Below are 23,975 nucleotides of genomic sequence, written 5' to 3'. Positions count from 1 at the left end.
CGTTATATGCGGGTGAGGGCGCGGGAGCTGCTGCACACGCCGGTTAGAAGCCGACTTCCTCGCCCGCGTTGCGGCGTTCGTGCGCACGGAACGCGGCCTGGATGTGCTCGCGAAGTTCGTCGTCGTTCCACGGCTTGGTGAGGAAGCGATAGATCGCGCCGTGGTTGATCGCTTCCGTGATTGTCGCGAGGTCGGTGTAACCCGAGAGCACCATGCGCACGGTGTCGGGATACAGGTCGCGCACGCGTGCGAGGAACTCGGTGCCGCTCATGTCCGGCATGCGCTGATCGGACACGATGACCTGCACGCGGTTCGCGGCGAGCAGGTCGAATGCTTCACGCACCGAGTTCGCGGTGAGGATGTGGTAGCCGTCGCGACGGAACAGGCGCACGAGCGAACGCAGCACGTTTTCCTCGTCGTCCAGCAGCAGCAGCGTGCGTTCCGGGCGCGTCTGCGCGAACGCTTCGGGCAGCAGGAAGCGCTTGCGGATCAGGTCGGCCAGCGCTTCGGCGGGCTGCGGCGCGCTGAAGATGTAGCCCTGGAAGAAGTCGCAGTGGTTGCGGCGCAGGAAGCCCAGTTCCGCCTCGCTCTCGACGCCTTTCGCGCAGACCTTCATGTCGAGGCGATGGCCCATCGCGATGATGCCGCGCACGATCGCCGCCGACCGCGTATCGCTGGTGACGTTGCGGATGAAGCTGCGGTCGATCTTCAGACGGTCGAGCGGGTACTGCGCGAGCGCGGCGAACGACAGCCCGCCGAGGCCGAAATCCTGCACGGTCAGGCAGGCGCCGAGCTCGCGCAGGCCGACCAGCGTCTCGTAGGTATGCCGCGCATCCAGTGACAACGCGCCTTCGGGCACCTCGAACTCGAGCGCGCGGCCCGGCAGATTGAGGCGATGCAGCAACTCGCCGATGCGATCACGGCAGTCCGGTTGCGAGAGCAGCGTCGTCGGCAGGTGGACGGAGATGGTGAGGTAGTCGATGCCTTCATCGCGCCATTGCGCGAGCTGTCGCGCCGCCGCTTCCACTACCCATGAACCCAGCCGCGCCGAAAGGCCGACGCGTTCGACGATGTCGAGGAAACGATTGGGACGCAGCAGGCCGTTGCCTTCCGAGTTCCAGCGCAGCAGCGCGGAAAAGCCGCCGAGCGAGCCGTCATGCCCGTTGACGAACGGCTGGTAGAACAGCCGGAACTCGTCGCGATCGAACGCATCGGCGAAGCGTTGCGCGAAGCCGTCGTTGATCGGGCCGCGATCGGGGCGCCCCGAATACAGTCCGACGTTGTCGAGGCCCGTCTGCTTCGCATGGCGCAGCGCGTGTTCGGCGGTGGCGAGCAGCGCGGCCGCGTTCTGCGCGTGGTCGGGAAATACGGCGATGCCGATCGAGATGGTGATCGGCAACGTGTACGGCGGGATCGACAGCGGGACTTCGAACGCGTCGCGCATGCGCTCGGCGAGCGCCTCGCCATCGGGCTCGCCCTCGCGGTAGCCGATGCCGGCGACGAATTCGTCCGTCCCGCGCCGCCACAGCCAGGCATCGGTGGGCATCGCGTTGCGCAGGCGTTGCGCCACGGCCGCGAGCACCTGGTCGCCGACCGTCTCGCCCATGTTGCTGTTGATCGAACCGAACATGTCGATGTCGATGTGCAGCAGCGCGACCTTGCGGCGCGTCGCCGCGGCGGCGGCGATCGCGGTGGCGAGGCTTGGGCCGTTCGCGCCGAGGCGGTAGATGCCCGTCACCGGGTCGACCGGGACGCTGCCGTACTCGTCGTAGCGTTGGCTCATGCGCCCAGTCTAGGCGGTCGCACGGGCGCTGCGCAGCGCCCGTGCGAAGCGGCGGTCCTCAGTGACCGGCCGCCGGCGCCGCCGGCTTGGGCGCACTGCCGAAGCTGCCATCGGCCGATGCCGCCATGTACGCGAACACCGCATAGGCCGCGGCGTTCTGCTGGATCGCCGCCGGGTCGACCTTGTCGAAGGTGTCGTCCGGCGTGTGGTGCAGGTCGAAGTACTGCGTGCCGTCCTGCGCGAGCGACGCCCACGCCAGGCCGAGCTGCGCGAACGGACCGATGTCCGAGCCCGGGCCTTCGCCCTTGCCGGGCGCCAGGCGCGAGATGCCGAGCGGGGCGAGCGCCTGCAGGATCTGCTCGTCGGCTTCGTGCGCGTTGTCCGGCAGCGAACTCGCATAGCCGTAGATGCGATCGGCGCCGAAATCGCTTTCCGCGCCAATCTGGTGCTTGGTGATATCCGGCAGGTGCTTCGTCGCGTACGCGCGGCCACCGTGCAGGCCTTGTTCCTCGTTGGCGAACGCGATGACGCGGATCGTGCGTGCCGGGTGCTTGGGCAGCTTCGCGATCATCGCGCCCGCGGCCATGGTGATGCCGACGCCGGCGCCGTCGTCGATCGCGCCGGTGCCGAGGTCCCACGAATCCAGATGGCCGCCGATCACGACGACCTCGTCCGGCTTCGAGCTGCCGCGCACTTCGCCGATCACGTTGTACGACGTCGCTTCACCGTTCCAGCCGCAGTCCAGGGCAAGGTGCACGCGCTGCGTGCCCATCGCGACCAGGCGAGACAGCTGCTGCGCATCCGGCGACGACAGCGCGGCCGCGGGAATCGGCGTCACGCCGTCGTCGAAACGCGTCACGCCGGTATGCGGCATGCGGTGCGAATCGGTGCCGGCCGAATGCATCAGGTAACCGATCGCGCCCTTGGTCGCCGCGGTGGTCGGGCCGCGCGTGCGGATGCGGGAGCCCATGCCGTAGTCGTCGCCGCCGCGCTTGCGCTGCATCTGGAAGTCGATGAAGACGATCTTGCCGGCGAGCGAACCGGCGGGGGCAGCTTCGAGCGACGCGAGGTCGGTGAAGCGCACGACTTCGCCTTCGACCGTGCCGCCCGGGCTGCCGCCGAGCGCGGTGAGCTTCAGCGGCTGCGAATGCGCGCCCAGGATCATGCCGCTCTCGCTGCGACGCTCCCACTTCGGGAACGTCACCGGTTCGGTCCACACCCTGTCGAAACCGAGCGACTTGAACTTCGCCTTCGCCCATTCGACCGCGCGCGCATCCGCTTCGCTGCCCGCCATGCGCGGGCCGACTTCGGTGGTCAGCGATTCGGTGATGCGATACGCGAGGTCGCTCTGCAGCGCGGCTTCGCGCAGTTTTCCGGCCTGGGCGACCGCGGCGTCGGGAATGCGGACCGGCTTGGATGCGTCCGCGGCGAGCGCGGGCAGCGTCGCAAGGCCGAGGGAAAGTGCCGCAACGATCAACCGGGTGCGCATGCGTCGGACCTGCTCGGGGAAACCCCGGAGGGTAGCAACGCGTCAGCCGCGCGGCGCTATGACGATGGTCATGGTGATGTGACCGGCTTCGCCTTCAGCAGGTCGCGGATCTCGCGCAACAGCACGACGTCCTCGGCAGGCGCGGCGGGTGCGTCGTCCGCGGGCTTGCGCAAGCGGTTATAGGCGCGCAGCACGAGGAAGATGACGAACGCGATGATCACGAAGTCGAGGGTGGCCTGCAGCACCGTGCCGTACTTCAGTGCGATCTCGGGCGCGGCCACCTTGCCCGCGGCGTCGAGTTGCGCCGGCTTGAGCACCATCTTCCACTGGTCGACCTTGACGCCACCGGTCGCCATCGCGATCAGAGGCATCACCAGGCCGTCGACCAGCGCACTGACGATCTTGCCGAACGCCGCGCCGATCACCACGCCGACCGCGAGGTCAACGACGTTGCCGCGTGCGATGAAGGCCTTGAACTCGTCGAGGAATCGCATGCGGTCGCTCCGGGTCAGGCGGGCAGGATGCGGCCGTCCAGCACCGCGAGGTCGTCGAACGTGGCGTGGAACGTGTCGCCCGGCACGAGCGCGGCGACGCCGGCCGGCGTGCCCATGAAGATCAGGTCGCCGGCTTTCAGGGCGTACAGCTTCGACAGTTCATGCACGATGTCTTCGACGCTCCACACCAGGTCGTTGAGCGCGCCGCGTTGGCGCTGCTGGCCGTTGATGTCGAGCGCGATCGAACGCCGCGAGTAGTCGCCGACGCGTGTGGCCGGCACCAGCGAACTCACCGGCGCGGAATGATCGAACGCCTTGCCGATGTCCCACGGCAGGCCCTTGGCCTTGGCGTTGCCCTGCAGGTCGCGGCGGGTGAGGTCCAGGCCGACGCCGTAGCCGAACACGAGGTCCAGTGCGTTCGCAGGATCGACCACGCCATGCGGCGCGTCCTTGCCGAGCGCGACCACCAGCTCGACTTCGTGGTGCAGGTCGTTCGTGCCCGGGGGGTAGGGCACCTCTCCGTCGAGAACGATGGCGTCGGCCGGCTTGAGGAAGAACACCGGGGTGCCGCGATCGGCTTTCGACGTGGGCACCGCGGCGCCCATCTCGCGCGCGTGGTCGGCGAAATTGCGCCCGACGCAGTAGATGCGGCGGACAGGGAAGTGGTCGGAGGTGCCGTCGACCGGAATGCGGACCGGCGCGGGTGCAGGAACGACGTCGGCCATGCTCAGCGCGAGAGCAGCGGACGCGGGACGACGCGGTAGCTGCCGTCGAGCACGCGCGATTCCTGCGCACGCGGGCTGCGACGCAGCAGGCGCCAGCCGATGCCGCCGACGATCAGCGCGGTGCCGACCACCGCCGCGGCGGCGACCAGCCCGATGAGGAGCACGAGGCCGACCAGCGCGAGCACCACGCGCAGCAGGCGATGGCGCGGCTTGCGCGGCTCGATCACGCTGCGGAAAACCCCGCGGACAGGGCGTTCGGCGCGGCCGAGCAGGTCGGAAAAGCGGAGCAGTGTGTGCAGTCGCATGAGAAACTCGACGGGTCGTGCGAGCGTCGGAGTATCCGGCGCGGCTCCGGGTGTCGTGTGAGGGAAGCGTTAAGTCGATGACTCAAGTTCTCGTTTCGCTGGCGGCGCTGGCCGACGGCCAGCCGTCGGAGGCCGAGGCGCTCATCGACGGCGAACCGGAGTCGCTGATCCTGCTGCGCTCGGGCGAATGCGTCGACGCGTTCCTCAACGTGTGCCCGCACGCGGGACGTCGGCTGGACTGGGCGCCCGGCAAGTTCCTGCTGACGCGCGAGGGCCTGCTGGTCTGCGCGGCGCACGGCGCGTCGTTCGCGTTGCCGAGCGGCGAGTGCGTGGCGGGGCCGTGCAAGGGTGAGTCGCTGCGACGCGTCGATGTGCGCGTCAAGGACGGCGACGTGCGGCTCGACTAGGCGCCGACGCGCCGGCGCACGGCGTCGATGTCGCGCACCGGCCGCACTTCGATGGCGCCGTAGCGCGTCCACGGCATCGACTCGGCGATGCGCACTGCGGCGTCGATGTCGGCGGCTTCGATGAGGTTGAAGCCGGCGAGGTATTCCTTGGTTTCCGCGAACGGCCCGTCGGTGATGCGCGCGGCGCCGTCGCGATGGCGCACGGCGCGCGCGGTGGCCGGCAATTCCAGCTGCTGCGACTGCAACAGGCAGCCCTGCGCGCGCAGTTCGTCGGCGTTGACGAGGCAATGGTTCATGTGGCGATCGAACTCCGCGGCCGGAAGCTCGGCGAGGCGCGCGTCGTCGATGTACACGAGCAGGAGGAACTGCATGGGCGGCGTCCGAGGATCGGTCGTCGACATGCTGCGCGCGTGGGCGGCGGCTGTCACGCGGCCCCGCAGCGCGATGCGCGATCCAGCAGCACGCGACGCTCGCGTGCATTGCGGGTGAGCGCGGCGGCGCGTTCGAAATCGACGCGCGCTTCGTGGCCCCGACCGAGCCGATCGAGCAGGTCGGCGCGCACGGCGGGCAGCAGGGCGTAGTCGGCCAGCGTGCCCTCGCGGACCAGGCGGTCGACGCGCTGCAGCGCGCGTTCCGGGCCGAACGCCATCGACTCCGCTACCGCGCGGTTGAGTTCGACAACCGGCGATGCGGTCACGTCCGACAACCGCGCGTACAGCGTCGCGATGCGCGGCCAGTCGGTCGCGTCGGCGGACGCCGCGCGCGCATGGCAGGCGGCGATCGCGGCCTGCAGCGCGTACGTACCCTCCGCGCCGCCGAGCGCAATGGCGCGATCGAGTTCCGCCAGCCCGTGCAGGATCAGCGTGCGGTCCCAGCGGCGCCGGTCCTGGTCGGTCAGCAGGATCGCGTTGCCGTCGGCGTCGGTGCGCGCCTTCAGTCGCGACGCCTGCAGTTCCATCAGCGCGACCAGCCCGTGCACGTCGGCTTCGTCCGGCATCAGGCCGGCCAGCGCACGGCCGAGCCGCATCGCGTCCTCGCACAACGCCGGGCGGACGAGATCATCGCCGGCGGTCGCCGCATAGCCTTCGTTGAAGACGAGGTAGAGCACGTGCAGCACCGCATCGAGCCGCTCCGGCAATTCTTCGCGACGCGGCACCTCGAACGGCACGCGTGCATCGCGCAGCTTCTGCTTGGCGCGGACGATTCGCTGCGAAATCGTGGCCTCGCGCGTGAGGAAAGCGCGTGCGATTTCCTCGACGGTCAAGCCACCCAGCAACCGCAGCGTCAGCGCGACGCGCGCATCGACCGGCAGCACCGGATGGCAGGCGACGAACATCAGTCGCAACAGATCGTCGCCGATGTCGTCATCGGCGTGCATGGCGGGCCCTCCGCCGACCGACGCGTCGTGCAGTTCGCGTTCCACCGCGTACTCCCGTTGGCGTTCGCCGTGCAGTGCGCGTTGGCGCAGGTGGTCGACGGCACGATGCTTGGCGGCCGTCATCAGCCACGCGGCCGGGGTGGACGGAACGCCGTCTACCGGCCACCGTTGCAGCGCCTGCACCAGGACGTCCTGCACCAGTTCTTCCGCGACGCCGACGTCGCCGGTGATGCGGGCGACGCGCGCGACCAGTCGCGGCGATTCCATTCGCCACAACGTGTCCAGCTGTCGCGACACGTCGACCGTCATCGACTCACGCGGCCGGCGGCATTTGCGACGGGTCCATCCAGAACAGGCCCCATTGATGGCCCTCCGGGTCGTTGAACGCGCGCTGATACATGAACCCCGAGTCCTCGGCGTCGTGCTCCATGACCGCGCCGGCGTCGACGGCGCGTCGGTGGAAGTCGTCGACCGCGTCGCGCGAATCGAAGGACAGCGTGAGGAAATGCTGCGTCGACGTCGCTGGGTCACCGGCGGCCTTCTTGGTGAACGACCGGAACATCGGGCGCGCGAGGAACATCAGTTGCACGCCTTCGTTGAGGCGCACGCAGACGGCGTTCTCGCCGCTGAACGTCGGGTCGACGTCCAGGCCGAGCGCTTCGACGAACCGCTTGGTGCGCGCGACGTCGACGACAGGCAGATTGAGGTAGAGCGGATGTTTCATGCGCGGTGTCCTCCGTCCTGCGGCGGCATGTAGTTGACCATCCACGGCTTGCCGTAGCGATCGGTCAACATGCCGAAACGTTCGGCCCAGAATGTCGGCGCCAGCGGCATGGTGACGTTCGCGCCTTCGGCGAGTTTGGCCCAGATGCGTTCGGCATCGGCGACGCTGTCGGCCATCACGTTGATGTTGGTGCCGCCGTGCGCGGTCTCGCCGCAGCCGGGCTGGCCGTCGGCGCCCATCAGCGCGGCGCCGCCGACCTGCAGGTGGATGTGCATGAGGCGGCCGTGCGTCTCCGGCGGCATGTCCGCGGCCATCGGCGACTCGCCGTAGCTCATGGCGAACACGAAGTCGCCGCCGAGCGCGGCACGGTAGAACTCGAAGGCCTCGCGGCAGTTGCCATCGAAGGCGAGGTAGGCGATCAGTTGCATGTCGTTCTCCGGTCAGCGGCTGGTGGCCTGCGCCTGCGACTCGCGGAGTTCAGGCGGCAGCAGGGCGAGGAATTCTTCTTCGCTGAAGATCGGGCGGATCTCGAGTTCACCGCCGTCGGCGTGCGGGTTCGGGCAGCGGCGCGCCCACTCGATCGCTTCGTCCATCGAGCGCACCTCCCACAGCCAGAAACCGGCGACGAGTTCGCGCGTCTCGGCGAACGGCCCGTCGCTGACGGTGCGTTTGGTTCCGTCGAAATGCACGCGCACGCCGTGCGATGACGCCTTCAGGCCATCGGCCGCCAGCAGCACGCCGGCCTTCACCAGCTCGTCGTTGAAGTCGCCCATCGCCTTGATCAGCGAGAGGTCGGGCATGACGCCCGCTTCGGACGCCTTCGTCGCTTTCACCAGCACCATCACGCGCATCGTCGTTCTCCAGTGGCGCGGCGAGTGCCGGCCTTCATGGGATACGACGAACGAGGCATAGCGATTTCGACACCGCCGCAGTGCCGGCCGACGAACGGTCGGAAGCGGCCGTCAGAACATCAGGTTGATCATCACCACGATGACGAACGAATAGATCAGCGACAGCGGGCCGCCGATGCGCCAGAGATCACGCGCGCTGTAACCGGCCGGGCCGGTGATCATCGAGATGACCGGGTTGGACGCGGTCATGAAGTTGTTCGATGCGGACAGCGCGACCGTGAGCGCGAACGCAGTGGGATCACCGCCCGCCGCGAGCGCGAGGTTTATCGCGAGTGGCACGACGACGATCGTCGCGCCGACGTGGCTGATCACGAGTGACAAGGCGGTGGTGCTGATCGCGATCAGGATCTGCAGCAGCCATGGCGGCGTGCCCGACGGCAGGCGCTCGACCGTGTGGCCCGCAAGCCACGCCGCCGCACCGCTGGAGTCCATCGCCCAGCCGAGCGGGATCAGGCAGGCCATCAGGAACACCGTCTTCCAGTTGATCGCCTGGTACGCCTCGTCGATGTCGATCACGCCCGCGATCAGCATGCCGGCCACGCCGGTCATCAGCGCGATCGATACCGGCAGCCGCGACGACAGCGCCAGCAGCATGGCGACGGTGAAGATCACGATCGCGATGCGGAACTTGTGCGGGCGCTGCTTGGCTTTCGGGTAGTCGGTGACGATCGCGACTTCGCGCGTCGCGGCGATCTCGGCGAGGTCGGTCCAGATGCTGTGGAAGACGAGCATGTCGCCGGCGCGCAGCGCCACGTCGCGCACGTCGTCGCGAATCACTTCGCGGCCGCGATTGATCGCGAGCAGGTAGATGCCGTAGCGGCGCCGCAGTTGCAGTTCGCCTGACGTCTTGCCGATGTAGCGCGACGTCGCCGGCACCACCGCTTCGGAAATGCCGGCGCGCGCGGGATTGAACAGGTCGGCGAAGTTGCGCAGCCGCGTCCCGACGCGCAGGAACTGGCCCTGCGCGAAGTCGAGCACCTGCTGCTGCGGACCCATCACGCCGAGCACGCTGCCGGCGATCAACGTCGCGTCGGCGGCGGGCGACAGGCGGCTTTCGTCGCCGGTCTTGAGCGCCAGCAGCATCGGCACGCCATGCAGGCGTTCGACGTCGCCGATGGTCAGCCCCACCAGTGGGCTTTCGTCGGTGACTTCGAGTTCGTAGACGTCGCCTTCGATGCCGTGCGCCTGCGCGAAATAACTTTCGGTGCGGCCAGGCGTCGCGCCCTTGCCTTCGTCGTCGGGCAGCGCCTTGAGCCCGCGATAGTGGAAGTAGGCGAGCGACGAGGCGAGCAGCGCGACGCCGATCGGCAGCGGACGGAACATGTGCAGCGGTTCGAGCGTGGCGGCGCCCGATGGCAGGTTCGCGTTCGCGGCGACCAGAAGGTCGTTCAGAAGAATCAGCGGCGAGTTGCCGACCATGGTCAGCCCGCCGCCCATCACGATCGCCGCGGCGATTGGTAGCAGTAGTTTCGGCAACGACAGGCCGGTGCGCGACGACAAACGGGCGGCGACGGGCATGTACAACGCCATCACCGACGGGTTCTGCATGAACGACGAGTTGAGTCCGGCAACCGCCGTGGTGAGCAGGAACAGGCGCTGCTCGTCGCCATGCGAACGCCGCAGCAGCCAGCCCGCGAGTCGGTTCAGCGCGCCGGTGCGATCAAGGCCGGCGCCGAGGATCATCGTCGAGATGATCGAGATGACGGCGTTGCCCGAGAAGCCGTTGAACAGCGCGTCGGGTTCGATGATGCCGGTGAGCCCGAGCAGCACCAGCACCACCAGCGCGACGACATCGGCGCGGATCCGCTCGAACAGGAACATCACCATGGTGAAGGCGGTGATCGCCAGCACCACGACCATGTCCTGCGTCAGCGGAAGCGCGACGTCATCCATCGCTCAGCGGGCTCCGGATCGCGCATCGTGCGCGGGTGCAGCGGTGCGGGCGTCGGCGATGGTCGGACTCATCCCACGCGATCGTAGAGGAGGTCCCAGACGCCGTGGCCGAGTTTCAGGCCGCGCTTCTCGAAATGCGTTTCCGGTCGCCATTCGGGGCGCGGCACATATCCGCGCGGGCCGGCCCGGTTGACGATGCCCGGCGTCGCGTCGAGTACGTCCCACATGTGCTCGGCATAGCCCTCCCAGTCGGTCGCCAGATGCAGCAGTCCACCCGGCGCAAGCTTGCGCACGAGCAGTTGCGCGAATTCAGGCTGCACCAGGCGACGCTTGTGATGGCGCGCCTTGTGCCACGGGTCGGGGAAGTAGATGCGCACTTCCTGCAGGGCGCCGTCGGCGACCTCGTTCTCCAGCGCCTCGACGGCGTCGTGGTGGTAAACACGCGCGTTCGATATGCCGTCCGCGGCCAGTGCGTTGAGCAGACGCCCGACGCCCGGTGCATGCACTTCGATGCCGATGTAGTCGCGTGCGGGATCGTTCGCGGAAGCAAAACGAAACGCCTCGCCGTTGCCGAAACCGATCTCAAGGATGCGCGGTGCGTTGCGCCCGAAGGCGGCGTCGAAATCACGCGGCTGCGCGGTGTATTCCAGGCCGTAACGCGGCCATACCTCGTCGAACGCGCGCTGCTGCGCGTCGCTGAAACGCCCCTGCCGCAGCACGAAGCTGCGAATGCGGCGATGGCCTTCCTCGACCGTGAATGGCTTGGCCTGCGGGACGTGCGGCTCGGTCATCAGCCGATGAGTCCATCCACCGGCGACGACGCGCTCGCGAAGCGCTTGCGCGGGATGCGGCCGGCCTTGAACGCGGCGCGTCCGGCTTCGACGGCGAGCTTCATCGCATGCGCCATCAATACGGGGTTCTTCGCGCCGGCGATCGCGGTGTTCATCAGCACGCCGTCGCAACCGAGCTCCATCGCGATCGATGCATCGGAGGCCGTGCCCACGCCGGCGTCGACGATGATCGGCACCTTCGCCTGCTCGATGATCTCGATCAGGTTGTACTTGTTCTGGATGCCGAGGCCCGAGCCGATCGGCGCTGCGAGCGGCATGACCGCGACGCAGCCGATCTCTTCGAGACGCTTGGCGAGGATGGGGTCGTCGGACGTGTAGACCATCACGTCGAAGCCGTCGGCGACGAGCGTTTCCGCGGCGGCGAGCGTCTGCACGACGTCGGGATAGAGCGTGCGCTGGTCGCCGAGCACTTCGAGCTTCACCAGCTTGTGGCCGTCGAGCAGCTCGCGCGCCAGGCGGCAGGTGCGCACCGCGTCGTCGGCGGTGTAGCAGCCGGCGGTGTTCGGAAGGATGGTGAAGCGCTCGGGCGGCAGCACGTCGAGCAGGTTCGGCTCGCCCGGGTTCTGCCCGATGTTGGTGCGCCGGATCGCGACGGTGACGATCTGCGCGCCGGCGGCGTCGGTGGCGCGACGGGTCTCGTCGAGGTCGGCGAACTTGCCGGTGCCGGTGAGCAGGCGCGAGGAATAGGTGACACCCGCGATGACGAGCGGGTCGGACAAGGCGAAATCGGTCATCCGGGGATTATCGCATCGGGGGTCGCGGCTGCGGGCGGGTGGATTCGATGCGAGTGCCGTCGCACGGGTGAGGGGCCAAAACTCGCGTGTCGGTTTGCGAACGTCAGCCTGGGCCTGCAGCGCACGCGTTGGGAGGGGCACGCGTGATTCCGCGTGAGCAGCCTGCCCTCATCCGGCCTGCGCCAGCGGCGCCGGTGTTCGTGGTGCCTACGCGGCGGCGCCGCGCAAGCAGGCACCGCTCACCCGCCTCCCAGCGCGTGCACGATCTCGACGCGGTCCCCCTCGTGCAGCGGATGCCCGGCATGGCGGCTGCGCGGCACGATCTCGCCATTGATCTCGACGGCGACCCTGCGTTCGCCCAGGCCTTCGAGTTCGAGGAGCGCGCGGAGGTCGGTGGAGGCGGGCACGCTGCGGGGCTCGCCGTTGAGCTGGAGGTTGAGGCTCGATTGCATGGCCCATTGTCGCCCCGTCGCGGCGGGCTCGCATCCTTTCCTGAAGCGGTTTGCACCCTGCCGGGCGGCGCTTGCGTAACGGGACCTTCACGTGCTTCGATGCCGGCCATCCGCCCGCGTACGCCGGCGGTCCCACCGTTTTCAAGGACGCAACGATGAAACCTGTTCGTACCGCGCTGGCCGCCGCGCTTGCCCTTGCCGCGATGCCCGCCTTCGCGCAGACCTATTCCCAGACCGTCTTCTTCGGCGATTCGCTGACCGACACCGGCGCGTTCCGCCCGGCACTGATCCAGGCAGCGGGCCCGTCGGCCGCGATCGCAGGCCGCTTCACCACCAACCCGGGCCTGATCTGGGCCGAGTACCTCGCCGACTTCTACGGCACCAGCGCGGTTCCGTACTACGGTGCGAACAGCACCGTGCAGAACGCGACCGGCACCGACTTCGCCGTCGGCGGCGCGAAGGTCGCGACCACGGCTCCGAGCGCGTTTGGCGCCGTGCCGTCGCTGCAGACGCAGGTCAACACCTATCTCAACAACAACGGCGGCCGCGCTGATGGCAATGCGCTGTTCACCGTCTGGGGGGGCGCGAACGACATCTTCGGCGCAGTGACCGTGCCGGCGACCGCCGGGGCCACCACCGCTGCCGCGGCGACCGCGCAGGTGAACATCGTCAACCAGCTGAGCAACGCCGGCGCGCGCTACATCCTCGTCGCCACCGTGCCGGACATCGGCGCCACGCCGTCGTTCCGCGCGCAGGGCGCCGCGGCGCAGGCCAACGGCACCGCGCTGTCGAACCTCTACAACCAGACGCTGTTCACCGGCCTGGCGTCGGGAAATGCGAACGTCATTCCGCTCGACACGTTCCACCTGCTCAACGAAGTCATCGCCAACCCGGCGCAGTTCGGCATCACCAACACCACCGGCACGGCCTGCCAGCCGCAGATCACCGCGCAGTCGCTGACCTGCAACCCGACCACCTACGTCAATCCGAGCGCGCCGTACACGTACCTGTTCGCCGACGGCGTGCATCCGACGCTTGCCGGCCACGCGATCATGGGCGACTACGCGATCTCGATCGTCGAAGCGCCGCGCCAGGTGCAGCTGCTGACGCACACCACGTCGGTCATCAACCGTTCGCGCGCCGAAGTCGTCGGTGGCGAAGCGATGGCGCGTTCGATGATCGAAGGCGAGGGCATGCGCTGGTGGGCGAACGCCCGCGGCGATTTCCAGCGTTACGGCAAGGGCGACCTGTATGACGGCACCGGTCCGTCGCTGACCGGCGGCGTCGACTGGAAGTCGGGCAACCTCGTGTACGGCGGCTTCGGCGGCTTCGGTCGCAGCTCGTTCGACTGGGGCAACAACGGCGGCGAGTTCGACCAGCACGACGCGACGCTGGGCGGCTACATCGCCTGGCACAGCGGCGCGGCATGGGTCGACGGCCAGCTGAGTTACACGCGCACCAACTACGACCTCGACCGCCACGTCCAGCTGGGCAACGCCGAGCGCATCCACCGCGGCGACACCAATGGCAACACGCTGACGATCGGTGCCGAGGGCGGCTGGGAGTTCGGCGCCGGCGCGTTCAAGCACGGCCCGGTGATCGGCGTGCTGTCGCAGCACATCGACATCGACGGCTTCGAGGAAGACCAGCCGACGCTGTCGACCTCGCTGGCCTATCCGGACCAGTCGTTCGATTCGCTGATCGGCAAGATCGGCTGGCAGGCGCATTACGACGGCGGTGCGGTGATGCCGTATGCGCGTCTCACTCTGGACCGCGAGTTCGAGGACCAGCCGGAGCAGGCGTTCGCACGTTCGCAGTCGCTGGGCACCACCGGTGACTACGCCGTGCCGGGCGTCGAGTTCGACGACACCTACGCGACGCTGGCGTTCGGCGTTCGCACCAAGGCGTTCGGCCTCGACACCAACATCGGTGCGAGCCTGACCGAGATGCAGAAGGGCGGCAACGACGCGTCGGTGTTCCTGACGGTCGGTAGCGGCTTCTGATCCACCGCCGCGCGCGTTGCCAAGCGGCGTGCGCGCGGCCTAGACTTCGCCCCTCGCGGGTGTAGTTCAATGGTAGAACTGCAGCTTCCCAAGCTGCTAGCGTGGGTTCGATTCCCATCACCCGCTCCACATAATCGAAACGGCGACCGGGCACACTGGTCGCCGTTTTCGTTTGTCAGGGGAAGCTGATTGGACACCCCGTCGTCCCGCATCGTGGTCGGCTGGCGCGAGCGCGTGGCGCTGCCGGATCTCGGCCTCGCCACGGTGCGCGCGAAGATCGACACCGGCGCCCGCACGTCCGCATTGCATGTCGATACGCAATGGCGGTTCGAGCGTGACGGTGCGCCCTGGGTCGGCTTCCGCATGAGCCCGGGGGCGCGCCACACCGTCGAACTCGAAGCGCCTGTTCACGACGAGCGTGAGGTCGTCGATTCCGGTGGCCGTCGCACCGCGCGGGTTTTCCTGCGCATGCGCATGAGTCTGGGTGGCGTGGAGCGCGAGATCGAAGTGAACCTCGCCGACCGTCGCGAAATGCGGTTTCCCATGCTGATCGGCCGGACCGCGCTCTCCGGAATTTTTACGGTCGATCCGTCACGATCCTTCCTGCACGGCCGCGCCGCGCGGCGCTCCCCCACACCAACGCCTTCCCCATGAAACTCGCGATCCTCTCGCGCAACAGCTCGCTGTACTCCACACGTCGCCTCGTCGAGGCCGCGCGCGAGGAAGGCCACACGGTCCGCGTGCTCGATCCGCTGCGCTGCTACATGCGCATCGCGTCGGAAGGCTTCGCGATGCACTACAAGGGCAAGCCACTGACGGGCTACCACGCGGTCATACCGCGCGTGGGTGCGTCGGTGACGCGCTACGGCTCCGCGGTGCTTCGCCAGTTCGAACTGATGGGCACGTACACGCCGAATCCATCCGACGCCATCCTTCGCGCGCGCGACAAGCTGCGTGCGCACCAGCTGCTCGCGGCGGAAGGCATCCGCATGCCCGTGACGGTGTTCGGCGACAACCCGGACGACACCAGCGACCTGCTCAACCTGCTCGGCGCGTCGCCGCACGTCATCAAGCTCACCGAGAGCTCGCAGGGCACGGGCGTCATCCTCGCGGAGAAGCTGTCGGCGTCGCGCGGGATCACCGAGGCGCTGCGCGGGCTCTACGCGAACTTCCTGGTGCAGGAATTCATCGCCGAGGCCAAGGGTGCGGACCTGCGCTGCTTCGTGGTCGGCGACAAGGTCATCGCGGCGATGCGGCGGCAGGCGCCCGCGGGCGAGTTCCGGTCCAACCTGCATCGCGGCGGCACGGCCGTCGGGGTCAAGCCGACCAAGGCCGAGGTCGAGGTCGCCGTCCGGGCCACCGAGGTGCTGGGGCTGGGGGTGGCGGGCGTGGACCTGATCCGGTCCGACAGGGGTCCGCTGGTCCTGGAGGTGAACGCTTCACCCGGGCTGGAAGGCATCGAAAAGGCCTCCGGAAAGGACGTTGCGGGTGAAATCATCCGCTTTGTTGCACGGGCGTGCCCGCCACCGAAGCCGGCGCGAACCGCCCGTAAGAAATAACGATTTCCTTACGAAAAAACCGGTACGTCCTTAACCATCGTTTAAGGGTTTCGGGCGTAGCGTGCCCCGACCGCAGCTCATCCCGGGGTGGCTCCTCGGCGGGCCGCGGTAATCGGGGTAACACCTTTTTGCCCGGACGCTCGCGTCCGGGCACTTTTTTTGTTTCCGTCGGTCCGACGTGAAGACGCTGCATGAACAGCCGTCTGACACAATCGACCCCATGCATACGCGAACCCCCGATCCCCGCGCTTCCCACACCCCGAATCCGATGCTCTCGGGCGGTAGCCGGCTCCAGCCCCAGGAAACCGCCATGCGCATCCTTGTCATCGAGGACAACCAGGACATCGCCGCCAATCTGGGCGACTTCCTCGAAGACCGCGGCCATACCGTCGACTTCGCCGCGGACGGCATCACCGGCCTGCATCTCGCCGTGGTGCACGACTTCGACGCGATCGTGCTCGACCTCAACCTGCCGGGCCTCGATGGACTCGAGGTCTGCCGCAAGCTGCGCAACGAAGCGCGCAAGCAGACGCCGGTGCTGATGCTCACCGCGCGCGACTCGCTCGACAACAAGCTCGCCGGCTTCGACTCCGGCGCGGACGACTACCTCATCAAGCCGTTCGCGCTGCAGGAAGTCGAAGTGCGCCTTGCGGCGTTGTCGCGTCGCGGACGCGGCGTGCAGACGCGCGTGCTCAACGTCGCCGACCTTGAATACAACCTCGACACGCTCGAGGTACGCCGCCAGGGCAAGCTGCTGCAGCTCAACCCGACCGCACTCAAGATCCTGCAGGCGCTGATGGAAGCATCCCCGGCAGTGGTGACGCGACAGGAACTCGAGACCCGCGTCTGGGGCGAGGAACTTCCGGATTCGGACTCGCTGCGCGTGCACATCCACGGCCTGCGTTCGGTGGTCGACAAGCCGTTCGGCGTGCCGCTCATCCAGACGCGCCACGGCATCGGCTATCGCATCGCCGCGCCTGAAGGCAGCACCTGATCGGCGTTGCACCGCGCGGCCTCGTGACAGGCCGCGCGAACGCCTAGACTGCGGCATTCCCGCAAGCCCCGACGACCCATGGCGTCCGCCAGCCCGGCCGCGTCACCGCGCGCCCGAACCCGCACCCGCTACCGCCGCAGGCTGCGCAGCCGAATCATCCTCGGCTTCGTCCTGCTGGGTTTCAGCCTGACCTTGTTGCTCGCATTCGCGACCAACTGGGTGCGCGATCGCGTCGAGGACGAACTCGTCACCGACGTCATGAATCGCAACATCGACGAGGTGGCGCGGCAGTACGCGCGCAACCCGACGCGCGATCCCGCGATTCCGGTGCAGCAGTTCCTCGCGCGCGTGGTGACGCCCGACAAGTTCGACCGGCTCAAGGTCGACCAGCCCGAGTGGTACGTGCTCGGCGACGGCATCCACAAGGTGAGCGGCAAGAACGACGACGGCACGCCGTTCGCGTATCGCCTCGCGGTGCGCAAGACGCCGAGCGCGTGGTTCTTCCTCGCCTACGACCTCTCGGAATCCGAGCGCGGCAAGGGGCGCTTCAACCAGTTGCTGGTGGGCGTCGTCATCTTCTTCACCGTGCTGTCGTTCCTGCTCGGCTGGTGGTCGGCGTCGCGCGTGATGAGCCCCGTGCTCGAACTCGCGCGACGACTCAAGCGATCGCGCGCAGGACTCAACGAACCGCTCGCCAACGACTTCGCCGACGATGAGGTCGGTCAGCTCGCAGCGGCGCTCGATGACTATTCCGCGCGCCTGACCCACATCGTGCAGCGTGATCGCGAATTCAATGCGGACGTCAGCCACGAGCTGCGCACGCCGCTTGCCGTGATCCGCGGCGCCGTGGAGTTGCTGCTAGCGCGCGACGGTGTCGACGAGAAGACACGGAACCGGATGATGCGCATCCAGCGCGCCGAGCAGCAGTGCACCGACCTGATCAGCGCGCTGCTGTTGTTGTCGCGGAACGAGCGTGGGTCGGGCAGGACCGATGTCGCGAAGGTGGCGGAGCAGCTGCTCGATGCGCACCGCGCGCAGCTCGGGGGCAAGCCGGTGACGCTGAGCATCGAGGGCCAGCGCGGGCTCGTCGTGGACGCGCCGGAGTCGGCCGTGACCGTTGCGCTCAACAACCTGATCGGCAACGCCGTGAAGTACACGATGGAAGGCGAGGTGATCGTCCACCTGCGACCGCTCGCCGTCGATGTCATCGACTCGGGCCCGGGCCTGAGCCCGGAGGACGCGGCGCGGCTGTTCGAGCGTGGCTATCGCGGCACGCACGCCGGCCATTCGCAGGGCGGCGGCATCGGCCTGTCGATCGTTCGACGCCTGTGCGAACTCTACGGTTGGGAAGTGCAGGTCAAACCGGGCGCCGAGCGCGGCGTGCTGGCGACCCTGACATTCGGCTGAGGACGCGACGCCGTTGCAGCGTCGCGTCCATGGCATCAGCCTTCGAGCGGTTCCAGCCAGCCGTAGCGATCGGGCGTGGTGCCTGCGAACAGACCGAAGAACAGGTCCTGGATGCGCTTGGTCATCGGCCCCGTCTTGCCGGTGCCGACCTGGCGACCGTCGACGGAACGGATCGGCGTGATCTCGGCCGCGGTGCCGCACATGAAAAGCTCGTCGCACAGGTAGAGATATTCGCGCGGGATGTCGCGCTCGATCACCGCGATGCCGTTGTCGCGAGCGAGCGTCATGATCGTGTTGCGCGTGAGGCCGTTGAGCAGCGCGGCGCTGACGGGCGTCGTGTGCAGCGCGCCGTCGAACACCAGGAACAGGTTCTCGCCGGCGCCTTCGCTGAGCAGGCCGGAGGATGCCAGCGCGATGCCTTCGCCGAAGCCGAGGCGACGCGCTTCACGCGCGATCAGCTGCCCCGACAGGTAGTTGCCGCCGGCTTTCGCGCCGGCCGGAATGGTGTTCGGCGCGAAACGCTGCCAGCTTGAGACGCAGGCGTCGATGCCCTGTTCGAGCACGCCTTCGCCGAGGTACGGGCCCATGAACCAGGACGCCACCGACACGTCGACCGGCGTCTCCGCCGACAGGCCGAAGCCGCCCAGACCGCGGTAGGCGAGCGGGCGAAGGTAGGCGCGCGTCAGGCCGTTGCGCAGGATCACCTCGCGGCAGGCGGCGTTGATCTCGTCGAGCGAATAGGGGATCGCCATCTCGTAGATGCGCGCCGACGCGAACAGGCGACGGTTGTGGTCGGTGAGACGGAAGATCGCGGGGCCGTTCGGTGTCTCGTAGCAGCGGATGCCTTCGAACACCGACGAACCGTAGTGCAGCGCATGCGACATCACATGGGTGGTGGCCTCGGCCCACGGCTTGATCGCGCCGTTGTGCCAGATCCATTCGGGGTAGTGCATGCGCGACGTCCGGTACAGGGAAGCGCGTATTGTGCCCTGAGCGGGCGGAACGACGTCAGTCGACCGGCGGTGCGGCGGGGGTGGCGGCGTCGGCCGGAGGCGGCGTCGCAGGCGGGCGACGGGCACCGCCTTCGACGATCCACCAGCAGTCCAGGTACTTGCGCAACCCGAACACCGCACGGATCGGCGTACCGCCGCGGATCGACGTCTGCTCCAGCCGCAGCGCGAGCGGCGGACGCGTCGGGGGTACCGACGACGGATAGGGCTCGCCGTCCGGCCACACCGGCTGCAGGTCGACCAGCGGTCGGTCGACGACCACCTGGAGTCGGTCCATCAACGCATAGCCCTCGCGGGTGCCGATGCCGTCCCACAGGTAGACCGACGCAAGCCGGTTGACGTCGTGCGCCTCGACCGCCGACGTCACTTCGTACGCGAGATCACGCAACGTGCGCGGGCACGCGGGCCGGTAGTTGCGCAGCTGCGGTGCGCCACCGGGCGCGCTGGGCTGCGGCGCCTGCTCGCGCGCGCCGATGGCGTCGCAGCGCTGGTCGGTGTAGACGACCGTGCCGTTCGGCATCACGCAATGCCGCACCTGCGCCAGACCCTGTAGCGGGAATGCGCAAACGAGAAGGACGATCAGGAGCAGGGCAAGGCGTCGCACCCGCCAAGCCTAAAGCCGGCGCGGCGCGGCGTCGCCCTCTCAAAGGTCAGAAGTGGACGAAATAGCAGCCCGCGTAACGCTCGACGTTCAGCTCCATCGACTGCGGCATGGACTTGCCCACCAGCGACATCTGCAGGATGCCCGCGCGCCCATCGGCAGTCGCGGAGTCGTCGGCCGACGCCAGCTGCATGCCGAAGCCGATCTGCGCATCGAAATACTGCGTCGACACCAGCTGTTCGTGCGTCAGCTTTTCCAGGCGCGCCATCACGGGCATCGCGCGTTGCTTAGTCATGCCCGCCCACTGCCAGCTTTCGGCGAGGCGGTTCACGTCACGCATCGCCATCGAGCCCTGGATGTCCATCGCCAGTTGCGTCGGTGAACGCGCGCAACCGTCGGCGAGCGAACGCCGGCCTACATTCGAAGACGGCGCGATCGCGTTGCTCTGCATCGCATCCGCGTACGCCTCCGGCTCGCGCGACGCCTCGCTGACGAGGCGCATGCCCAGATCCTGCGATATCGCTTCCGGCTGCGCGGAAAACGCGCCGCACGGCTTGTCCGTGTAGACGGCGGTGCCGTCCGGTGCGCGGCAACGCTGGATGCCGGTGTACGCGGCATGCACGTCGGAGGAGGCCGGCAGCGTAAGCCCGACACCCAGCGCGACGGTGAGCAACGACATCGGAACTTTCATGGCACGCACCTGCAGACTTCGGTGCGTTCATGGTCGAAACGTGTGTGTCAACGCGAAGTGTGACAGATGCCCTCGAACTGAACCGCTAGCGAACTGATCCGGTCAATCAGCGCATTTGCGTCAAAACGTTCAGAGTCGGTTTCGACAAATTCAACGTGTAGAAGTGCAGCGACGGCGCGCCGCCCTCGACCAAGCGGCGGCAAAGTTGCGCGACAACCTCGGCCCCGAACGCGCGCACGCTGTCGGCGTCGTCCGCGTACGCGAGCATGCGTTGTGCGATCCAGCGCGGGATCTCGGCGCCACACAGTTCGGAGAAGCGACGGATCTGGCTGAAGTTCGAGATCGGCATGATGCCGGGCACGACGGGGATGTCGATGCCGGCGCGACGCACGTCGTCGACGAAACGGAAATACGCGTCGGCGTTGTAGAAGTACTGCGTGATCGCGCCGTTCGCGCCTGCGCGCACCTTGCCGATGAAGTTGCGCAGGTCGGCCTGCGAATCACGCGCCTGCGGATGCATTTCCGGATACGCGGCGACTTCCACGTGGAAGTGGTCGCCGGTTTCCTCGCGGATGAACGCCACCAGTTCGTCGGCATAGCGGAACTCGCCGGCGCTGACCATGCCGGACGGCAGGTCGCCGCGCAGCGCCACCAGCCGCTTGGCGCCCAGTGCGCGGTAGAGCTTGAGCAGGCCCCGGATCTCCTCGCGCGAACCGCCCATGCAGGTGATGTGCGGCGCGGCGTCGAAGCCGTCGGTGCGCAGCTTCTGGATGGTCTCCGGCGTGTGGCTGAGCGTGGAGCCGCCTGCACCGAAGGTCACGCTGACGTATTCGGGGCCTTCGGTGCGGAGCTTGGCGACGGTCTTGTCGAGCTGCGCGTGCTGCTCGGGCGTCTTCGGGGGATAGAACTCGAAGCTGACGGGAACCATGGCGCGCCCACGGAGAAGATGGGCGGCATTCTATCTCTCTATCGCGATGGAGCGAAACAGGTGGCGTGGTGGCGCGCGTCACGAACCGACGCGCTCTGCGTCAGCGGAGCCGGGAATGGCGCGGTGGCCGGCGTCGAACGCGCGCCGCTCGAATCGGTCGACAGCCAGCCGCTATTGCCTGGAGTGCGATTGAGTCGCGTCGCTCGAGATCGCGCTCATCAGCCGGCCTGTGCGCGTGTCGATCGATGCGGCATGCCCGGAGGTGTCGAGCAGCACGAACGGCACGCCGCCGGTCTTGAGCTCGTACGGGCTGAACCAGCTCATCGACGTGGCGGGCGTCGAGGCACCCGCGGCGATCACGCGTTCGGGGAAGCCTGCGTGGCGCAGCACGTCGTCGGTCTGGCGGTCATTGCGCGCCATGATCTTCTGGCGCAACGGGTCGGGCAGGGGCAGCGTGGGGTCGAGTGCGCTGCGGTGCAACCCGACGCCCGAATCGAAGGTCATTTCGCGCGAGTTGGCCGCCGCCCACATCAGCGCGCACGCGCTGGCGCACCGGCCCGAAACGCGCACCGCGAGCCCGCGTGCATTGGCGAGTTCGGCCACGCGCAACGCCTGCGCGCGCATGCCACCGGGGCCACTGACGATGAGGCGTCGCGTATCCGGATTGCGATCAAGCGCGGCGCGGACGTCGCTCTCGAAGCGCGTGCCGATGACGCCACTGATGCGCAGAGCGTGATCCGCCGGAGCGGCCTCCACGTGCGCGTTGTCGACGTCGACGTCGGGCACATCGGCCGCGCGCGTCGCGCCTGCGACCAGCAGAAGGGCGATATTCGCCGCGACGAGAAAGCGCTTCACTGACGTGCACCGGTTCGGAATCCCCGAGGCCCATCGTCGCGCAATCGTCACGGGGCTCCGTGCCGTTCATCGCAAAATCATCTTGAACACGGCAACTGAATGTGCGGGCCTCCGCAGTTTCACTGAGGTGATTCACACCGTCATTACAGCGTGCGTGGCTAGGCGGCCGCTTGTTCTGCCGCTTGCCCGAATGTGCTCCTGCGAAAGCGAAGTCGACCGCTAGCGCGGCGAGCGACCGTTGTGCGCCGCCGCCTCTGCGCAAAAACAAAACGGGCGCCGAAGCGCCCGTTCCGTCACCGCCGATCGCGAGCGATCAGTAGCGGTAGTGGTCCGGCTTGTACGGGCCGTCCTTGTCCACGCCGAGGTACGCGGCCTGGTCGTCGGTCAGCACGGTCAGCTTCACACCGATCTTTTCCAGGTGCAGACGCGCGACTTCCTCGTCGAGCTTCTTCGAAAGGATGTAGACCTTCGGCTCGTACGTCGCCTTGTTCGCCCACAGGTCCAGCTGCGCGAGCGTCTGGTTCGAGAACGAGTTCGACATGACGAAGCTCGGGTGGCCGGTGGCGCAGCCGAGGTTCACCAGGCGGCCTTCGGCCAGCAGGAAGATCGAGTTGCCGTTCGCGAACGTGTACTTGTCGACCTGCGGCTTGATGTTCAGGCGCACCGCGTTCGACTCGTTCAGCGCATCGACCTGGATCTCGTTGTCGAAGTGGCCGATGTTGCAGACGATGGCCTGGTCCTTCATGCGCGACATGTGCTCGAGCGTGATCACGTCCTTGTTGCCGGTAGTGGTCACGTAGATATCGCCGCGGCCGAGCGTGGACTCGACAGTGTTGACCTCGAAGCCTTCCATCGCGGCCTGCAGGGCGTTGATCGGATCGATCTCGGTGACGACCACGCGCGCGCCGTACGCACGAAGCGAATGCGCCGAACCCTTGCCGACGTCGCCGTAGCCGCAGACCACCGCGACCTTGCCGGCGAGCATCACGTCCATCGCGCGCTTCAGGCCGTCGGCCAGCGACTCGCGGCAGCCGTAGAGGTTGTCGAACTTCGACTTGGTGACCGAGTCGTTGACGTTGATCGCCGGCACCAGCAGTTCACCGGCTTCGGCCAGCTTGTACAGGCGGTGCACGCCGGTGGTCGTCTCTTCGGAGACGCCCTTCCAGTCGGCGACGACCTTGTGCCAGAAACCCGGGCGCTCGGTGGCGACGCGCTTGAGCAGGTTCTTGATGACCTGCTCCTCGTGCGAGGAGGCCGCCTCGTCGACCCACTTCGAACCCTTTTCGAGCTCGTAGCCCTTGTGGATGAGCAGGGTGACGTCGCCGCCGTCGTCGACGACCAGCTGCGGGCCGAGGCCGCCCGGGAAGGTCAGCGCGTCGAGCGTGCAGTCCCAGTACTCCTCCAGCGACTCGCCCTTCCACGCGAACACCGGCGTGCCGGACGCGGCGATCGCGGCGGCCGCATGGTCCTGCGTCGAGAAGATGTTGCACGAGGCCCAGCGCACGTCGGCGCCGAGATCCTTCAGCGTCTCGATCAGCACCGCCGTCTGGATGGTCATGTGCAGCGAGCCGGTCACGCGCACGCCCTTCAGCGACTGCGCGGCGGCGTACTTCTTGCGGATCGACATCAGGCCGGGCATTTCCTGCTCGGCGATGTCGATCTCCTTGCGGCCCCAGTCGGCCAGCGAGATATCGGCAACTTTGTAATCGCCTTCCGTCGAGAAGGTCTTGGGCATCGCGTTCATTGAAAGCTCCGTGGTCGTGAGGGAACCGGCATGTCGA

At 67.8% G+C, this 23,975-nt stretch carries 26 protein-coding genes and 1 tRNA gene; 7 read left to right on the top strand and 20 right to left on the bottom strand.

Features of this window, described 5'->3' with window-relative positions:
- Positions 1 to 43: 43 nt before the first annotated feature.
- The 5 genes from ACKTTN_RS11575 to ACKTTN_RS11555 form a co-directional block, all read right to left on the bottom strand.
- Positions 44 to 1,783 carry an EAL domain-containing protein gene (locus ACKTTN_RS11575; protein WP_407909983.1) on the bottom strand — a complete coding sequence of 580 codons (1,740 nt, stop codon included), beginning with the start codon at positions 1,781 to 1,783 and terminating at the stop codon, positions 44 to 46.
- A 58-nt stretch (positions 1,784 to 1,841) separates the two neighbouring features.
- On the bottom strand, positions 1,842 to 3,272 hold the full coding sequence (locus tag ACKTTN_RS11570) for a M28 family peptidase (protein ID WP_407909982.1): 1,431 nt from the start codon (positions 3,270 to 3,272) through the stop codon (positions 1,842 to 1,844).
- A 68-nt stretch (positions 3,273 to 3,340) separates the two neighbouring features.
- Positions 3,341 to 3,766 carry a large-conductance mechanosensitive channel protein MscL gene (gene mscL, locus ACKTTN_RS11565; RefSeq protein WP_407909981.1) on the bottom strand — a complete coding sequence of 142 codons (426 nt, stop codon included), beginning with the start codon at positions 3,764 to 3,766 and terminating at the stop codon, positions 3,341 to 3,343.
- A gap of 14 nt (positions 3,767 to 3,780) precedes the next feature.
- Positions 3,781 to 4,491, bottom strand: a complete 711-nt coding sequence (locus ACKTTN_RS11560; protein WP_407909980.1) for a fumarylacetoacetate hydrolase family protein — start codon at positions 4,489 to 4,491, stop codon at positions 3,781 to 3,783.
- A 2-nt stretch (positions 4,492 to 4,493) separates the two neighbouring features.
- On the bottom strand, positions 4,494 to 4,796 hold the full coding sequence (locus tag ACKTTN_RS11555; protein ID WP_407909979.1) for a hypothetical protein: 303 nt from the start codon (positions 4,794 to 4,796) through the stop codon (positions 4,494 to 4,496).
- Positions 4,797 to 4,873: 77 nt separating this feature from the next.
- Here ACKTTN_RS11555 and ACKTTN_RS11550 point away from each other — a divergent pair, with 77 nt between their 5' ends.
- Entirely contained in the window at positions 4,874 to 5,203 is a 330-nt protein-coding gene (locus ACKTTN_RS11550) for a Rieske (2Fe-2S) protein (RefSeq protein ID WP_407909978.1), read from the top strand.
- Here ACKTTN_RS11550 and ACKTTN_RS11545 read toward each other — a convergent pair.
- The 9 genes from ACKTTN_RS11545 to thiS form a co-directional block, all read right to left on the bottom strand.
- Positions 5,200 to 5,574 (bottom strand): YciI family protein, encoded by a 375-nt coding sequence (locus tag ACKTTN_RS11545; RefSeq protein WP_407909977.1) that lies wholly within the window; start codon positions 5,572 to 5,574, stop codon positions 5,200 to 5,202. The two genes, ACKTTN_RS11550 and ACKTTN_RS11545, sit on opposite strands and share 4 nt — an antisense overlap.
- Before the next feature lie 53 nt (positions 5,575 to 5,627).
- Positions 5,628 to 6,890 carry an RNA polymerase sigma factor gene (locus ACKTTN_RS11540; RefSeq protein WP_407909976.1) on the bottom strand — a complete coding sequence of 421 codons (1,263 nt, stop codon included), beginning with the start codon at positions 6,888 to 6,890 and terminating at the stop codon, positions 5,628 to 5,630.
- A gap of 4 nt (positions 6,891 to 6,894) precedes the next feature.
- Positions 6,895 to 7,305: a VOC family protein gene (locus ACKTTN_RS11535; protein WP_407909975.1), complete on the bottom strand. Its 411-nt coding sequence runs from the start codon at positions 7,303 to 7,305 to the stop codon at positions 6,895 to 6,897.
- A complete protein-coding gene (locus ACKTTN_RS11530; RefSeq protein WP_407909974.1) occupies positions 7,302 to 7,733 on the bottom strand; it encodes a VOC family protein in 432 nt (143 codons plus the stop codon). The genes ACKTTN_RS11535 and ACKTTN_RS11530 overlap by 4 nt, the downstream gene beginning before the upstream one ends.
- 12 nt (positions 7,734 to 7,745) lie before the next feature.
- A complete protein-coding gene (locus ACKTTN_RS11525) occupies positions 7,746 to 8,156 on the bottom strand; it encodes a YciI family protein (RefSeq protein ID WP_407909973.1) in 411 nt (136 codons plus the stop codon).
- A gap of 111 nt (positions 8,157 to 8,267) precedes the next feature.
- Complete coding sequence (locus tag ACKTTN_RS11520; RefSeq protein ID WP_407909972.1) at positions 8,268 to 10,109, bottom strand: SLC13 family permease; 1,842 nt, start codon at positions 10,107 to 10,109, stop codon at positions 8,268 to 8,270.
- Positions 10,110 to 10,177: 68 nt separating this feature from the next.
- Positions 10,178 to 10,900 (bottom strand): tRNA (guanosine(46)-N7)-methyltransferase TrmB, encoded by a 723-nt coding sequence (gene trmB / locus ACKTTN_RS11515; RefSeq protein ID WP_407909971.1) that lies wholly within the window; start codon positions 10,898 to 10,900, stop codon positions 10,178 to 10,180.
- The gene (locus tag ACKTTN_RS11510) at positions 10,900 to 11,694 is read right to left on the bottom strand and encodes a thiazole synthase (RefSeq protein ID WP_407909970.1); all 795 of its coding nucleotides are present in this window, start codon (positions 11,692 to 11,694) and stop codon (positions 10,900 to 10,902) included. Before ACKTTN_RS11510 ends, trmB begins: the two co-directional genes overlap by 1 nt.
- 239 nt (positions 11,695 to 11,933) lie before the next feature.
- Positions 11,934 to 12,146, bottom strand: coding sequence for a sulfur carrier protein ThiS (thiS, locus tag ACKTTN_RS11505; protein WP_407909969.1), 213 nt, complete (start codon positions 12,144 to 12,146; stop codon positions 11,934 to 11,936).
- 176 nt (positions 12,147 to 12,322) lie between these two features.
- On the opposite strand from thiS, the gene ACKTTN_RS11500 reads away from it, so the two are divergent.
- The 6 genes from ACKTTN_RS11500 (at position 12,323) to ACKTTN_RS11475 (ending at position 18,109) form a co-directional block, all read left to right on the top strand.
- Positions 12,323 to 14,149 carry an autotransporter domain-containing protein gene (locus tag ACKTTN_RS11500; RefSeq protein ID WP_407910078.1) on the top strand — a complete coding sequence of 609 codons (1,827 nt, stop codon included), beginning with the start codon at positions 12,323 to 12,325 and terminating at the stop codon, positions 14,147 to 14,149.
- Between the two features lie 55 nt (positions 14,150 to 14,204).
- Positions 14,205 to 14,278, top strand: a tRNA-Gly gene (locus ACKTTN_RS11495).
- 60 nt (positions 14,279 to 14,338) lie between these two features.
- Positions 14,339 to 14,803 (top strand): ATP-dependent zinc protease family protein, encoded by a 465-nt coding sequence (locus tag ACKTTN_RS11490; RefSeq protein ID WP_407909968.1) that lies wholly within the window; start codon positions 14,339 to 14,341, stop codon positions 14,801 to 14,803.
- Positions 14,800 to 15,708 (top strand): 30S ribosomal protein S6--L-glutamate ligase, encoded by a 909-nt coding sequence (gene rimK, locus ACKTTN_RS11485; RefSeq protein ID WP_407909967.1) that lies wholly within the window; start codon positions 14,800 to 14,802, stop codon positions 15,706 to 15,708. The genes ACKTTN_RS11490 and rimK overlap by 4 nt, the downstream gene beginning before the upstream one ends.
- Before the next feature lie 310 nt (positions 15,709 to 16,018).
- Positions 16,019 to 16,702: a response regulator transcription factor gene (locus ACKTTN_RS11480; protein ID WP_407909966.1), complete on the top strand. Its 684-nt coding sequence runs from the start codon at positions 16,019 to 16,021 to the stop codon at positions 16,700 to 16,702.
- A gap of 78 nt (positions 16,703 to 16,780) precedes the next feature.
- Entirely contained in the window at positions 16,781 to 18,109 is a 1,329-nt protein-coding gene (locus ACKTTN_RS11475) for a sensor histidine kinase (RefSeq protein ID WP_407909965.1), read from the top strand.
- A 35-nt stretch (positions 18,110 to 18,144) separates the two neighbouring features.
- On the opposite strand, the gene ACKTTN_RS11470 is transcribed toward ACKTTN_RS11475, so the two are convergent.
- From ACKTTN_RS11470 to ahcY, 6 genes are all read right to left on the bottom strand, one after another.
- Entirely contained in the window at positions 18,145 to 19,062 is a 918-nt protein-coding gene (locus ACKTTN_RS11470) for a branched-chain amino acid transaminase (protein WP_407909964.1), read from the bottom strand.
- A gap of 55 nt (positions 19,063 to 19,117) precedes the next feature.
- The gene (locus ACKTTN_RS11465; RefSeq protein ID WP_407909963.1) at positions 19,118 to 19,723 is read right to left on the bottom strand and encodes a hypothetical protein; all 606 of its coding nucleotides are present in this window, start codon (positions 19,721 to 19,723) and stop codon (positions 19,118 to 19,120) included.
- Positions 19,724 to 19,769: 46 nt separating this feature from the next.
- Positions 19,770 to 20,411, bottom strand: a complete 642-nt coding sequence (locus ACKTTN_RS11460) for a hypothetical protein (RefSeq protein WP_407909962.1) — start codon at positions 20,409 to 20,411, stop codon at positions 19,770 to 19,772.
- Positions 20,412 to 20,517: 106 nt separating this feature from the next.
- Positions 20,518 to 21,339, bottom strand: a complete 822-nt coding sequence (metF, locus tag ACKTTN_RS11455) for a methylenetetrahydrofolate reductase [NAD(P)H] (RefSeq protein ID WP_407909961.1) — start codon at positions 21,337 to 21,339, stop codon at positions 20,518 to 20,520.
- Positions 21,340 to 21,510: 171 nt separating this feature from the next.
- The gene (locus ACKTTN_RS11450; protein WP_407909960.1) at positions 21,511 to 22,194 is read right to left on the bottom strand and encodes a hypothetical protein; all 684 of its coding nucleotides are present in this window, start codon (positions 22,192 to 22,194) and stop codon (positions 21,511 to 21,513) included.
- Between the two features lie 313 nt (positions 22,195 to 22,507).
- Positions 22,508 to 23,938 (bottom strand): adenosylhomocysteinase, encoded by a 1,431-nt coding sequence (gene ahcY, locus ACKTTN_RS11445; RefSeq protein ID WP_407909959.1) that lies wholly within the window; start codon positions 23,936 to 23,938, stop codon positions 22,508 to 22,510.
- Positions 23,939 to 23,975: the final 37 nt, after the last annotated feature.

Source organism: Lysobacter claricitrinus, assembly GCF_045866565.1.
Taxonomy (GTDB): Bacteria; Pseudomonadota; Gammaproteobacteria; order Xanthomonadales; family Xanthomonadaceae; genus Cognatilysobacter; species Cognatilysobacter claricitrinus.
The sequence above is the reverse complement of the archived record's forward strand: the minus strand, read 5'-3'. Positions and strand labels throughout refer to the sequence as shown.

Excerpts from the sequence above, each read along its gene's own strand:
- ACKTTN_RS11575 (WP_407909983.1), bottom strand. The coding sequence starts at position 1,783 with ATGAGCCAACGCTACGACGAGTACGGCAGCGTCCCGGTCGACCCGGTG.
- ACKTTN_RS11570 (WP_407909982.1), bottom strand. The coding sequence starts at position 3,272 with ATGCGCACCCGGTTGATCGTTGCGGCACTTTCCCTCGGCCTTGCGACG.
- mscL (WP_407909981.1), bottom strand. The coding sequence starts at position 3,766 with ATGCGATTCCTCGACGAGTTCAAGGCCTTCATCGCACGCGGCAACGTC.
- ACKTTN_RS11560 (WP_407909980.1), bottom strand. The coding sequence starts at position 4,491 with ATGGCCGACGTCGTTCCTGCACCCGCGCCGGTCCGCATTCCGGTCGAC.
- ACKTTN_RS11555 (WP_407909979.1), bottom strand. The coding sequence starts at position 4,796 with ATGCGACTGCACACACTGCTCCGCTTTTCCGACCTGCTCGGCCGCGCC.
- ACKTTN_RS11550 (WP_407909978.1), top strand. The coding sequence starts at position 4,874 with ATGACTCAAGTTCTCGTTTCGCTGGCGGCGCTGGCCGACGGCCAGCCG.
- ACKTTN_RS11545 (WP_407909977.1), bottom strand. The coding sequence starts at position 5,574 with ATGCAGTTCCTCCTGCTCGTGTACATCGACGACGCGCGCCTCGCCGAG.
- ACKTTN_RS11540 (WP_407909976.1), bottom strand. The coding sequence starts at position 6,890 with ATGACGGTCGACGTGTCGCGACAGCTGGACACGTTGTGGCGAATGGAA.
- ACKTTN_RS11535 (WP_407909975.1), bottom strand. The coding sequence starts at position 7,305 with ATGAAACATCCGCTCTACCTCAATCTGCCTGTCGTCGACGTCGCGCGC.
- ACKTTN_RS11530 (WP_407909974.1), bottom strand. The coding sequence starts at position 7,733 with ATGCAACTGATCGCCTACCTCGCCTTCGATGGCAACTGCCGCGAGGCC.
- ACKTTN_RS11525 (WP_407909973.1), bottom strand. The coding sequence starts at position 8,156 with ATGCGCGTGATGGTGCTGGTGAAAGCGACGAAGGCGTCCGAAGCGGGC.
- ACKTTN_RS11520 (WP_407909972.1), bottom strand. The coding sequence starts at position 10,109 with ATGGATGACGTCGCGCTTCCGCTGACGCAGGACATGGTCGTGGTGCTG.
- trmB (WP_407909971.1), bottom strand. The coding sequence starts at position 10,900 with ATGACCGAGCCGCACGTCCCGCAGGCCAAGCCATTCACGGTCGAGGAA.
- ACKTTN_RS11510 (WP_407909970.1), bottom strand. The coding sequence starts at position 11,694 with ATGACCGATTTCGCCTTGTCCGACCCGCTCGTCATCGCGGGTGTCACC.
- thiS (WP_407909969.1), bottom strand. The coding sequence starts at position 12,146 with ATGCAATCGAGCCTCAACCTCCAGCTCAACGGCGAGCCCCGCAGCGTG.
- rimK (WP_407909967.1), top strand. The coding sequence starts at position 14,800 with ATGAAACTCGCGATCCTCTCGCGCAACAGCTCGCTGTACTCCACACGT.
- ACKTTN_RS11480 (WP_407909966.1), top strand. The coding sequence starts at position 16,019 with ATGCGCATCCTTGTCATCGAGGACAACCAGGACATCGCCGCCAATCTG.
- ACKTTN_RS11475 (WP_407909965.1), top strand. The coding sequence starts at position 16,781 with ATGGCGTCCGCCAGCCCGGCCGCGTCACCGCGCGCCCGAACCCGCACC.
- ACKTTN_RS11470 (WP_407909964.1), bottom strand. The coding sequence starts at position 19,062 with ATGCACTACCCCGAATGGATCTGGCACAACGGCGCGATCAAGCCGTGG.
- ACKTTN_RS11460 (WP_407909962.1), bottom strand. The coding sequence starts at position 20,411 with ATGAAAGTTCCGATGTCGTTGCTCACCGTCGCGCTGGGTGTCGGGCTT.
- metF (WP_407909961.1), bottom strand. The coding sequence starts at position 21,339 with ATGGTTCCCGTCAGCTTCGAGTTCTATCCCCCGAAGACGCCCGAGCAG.
- ahcY (WP_407909959.1), bottom strand. The coding sequence starts at position 23,938 with ATGAACGCGATGCCCAAGACCTTCTCGACGGAAGGCGATTACAAAGTT.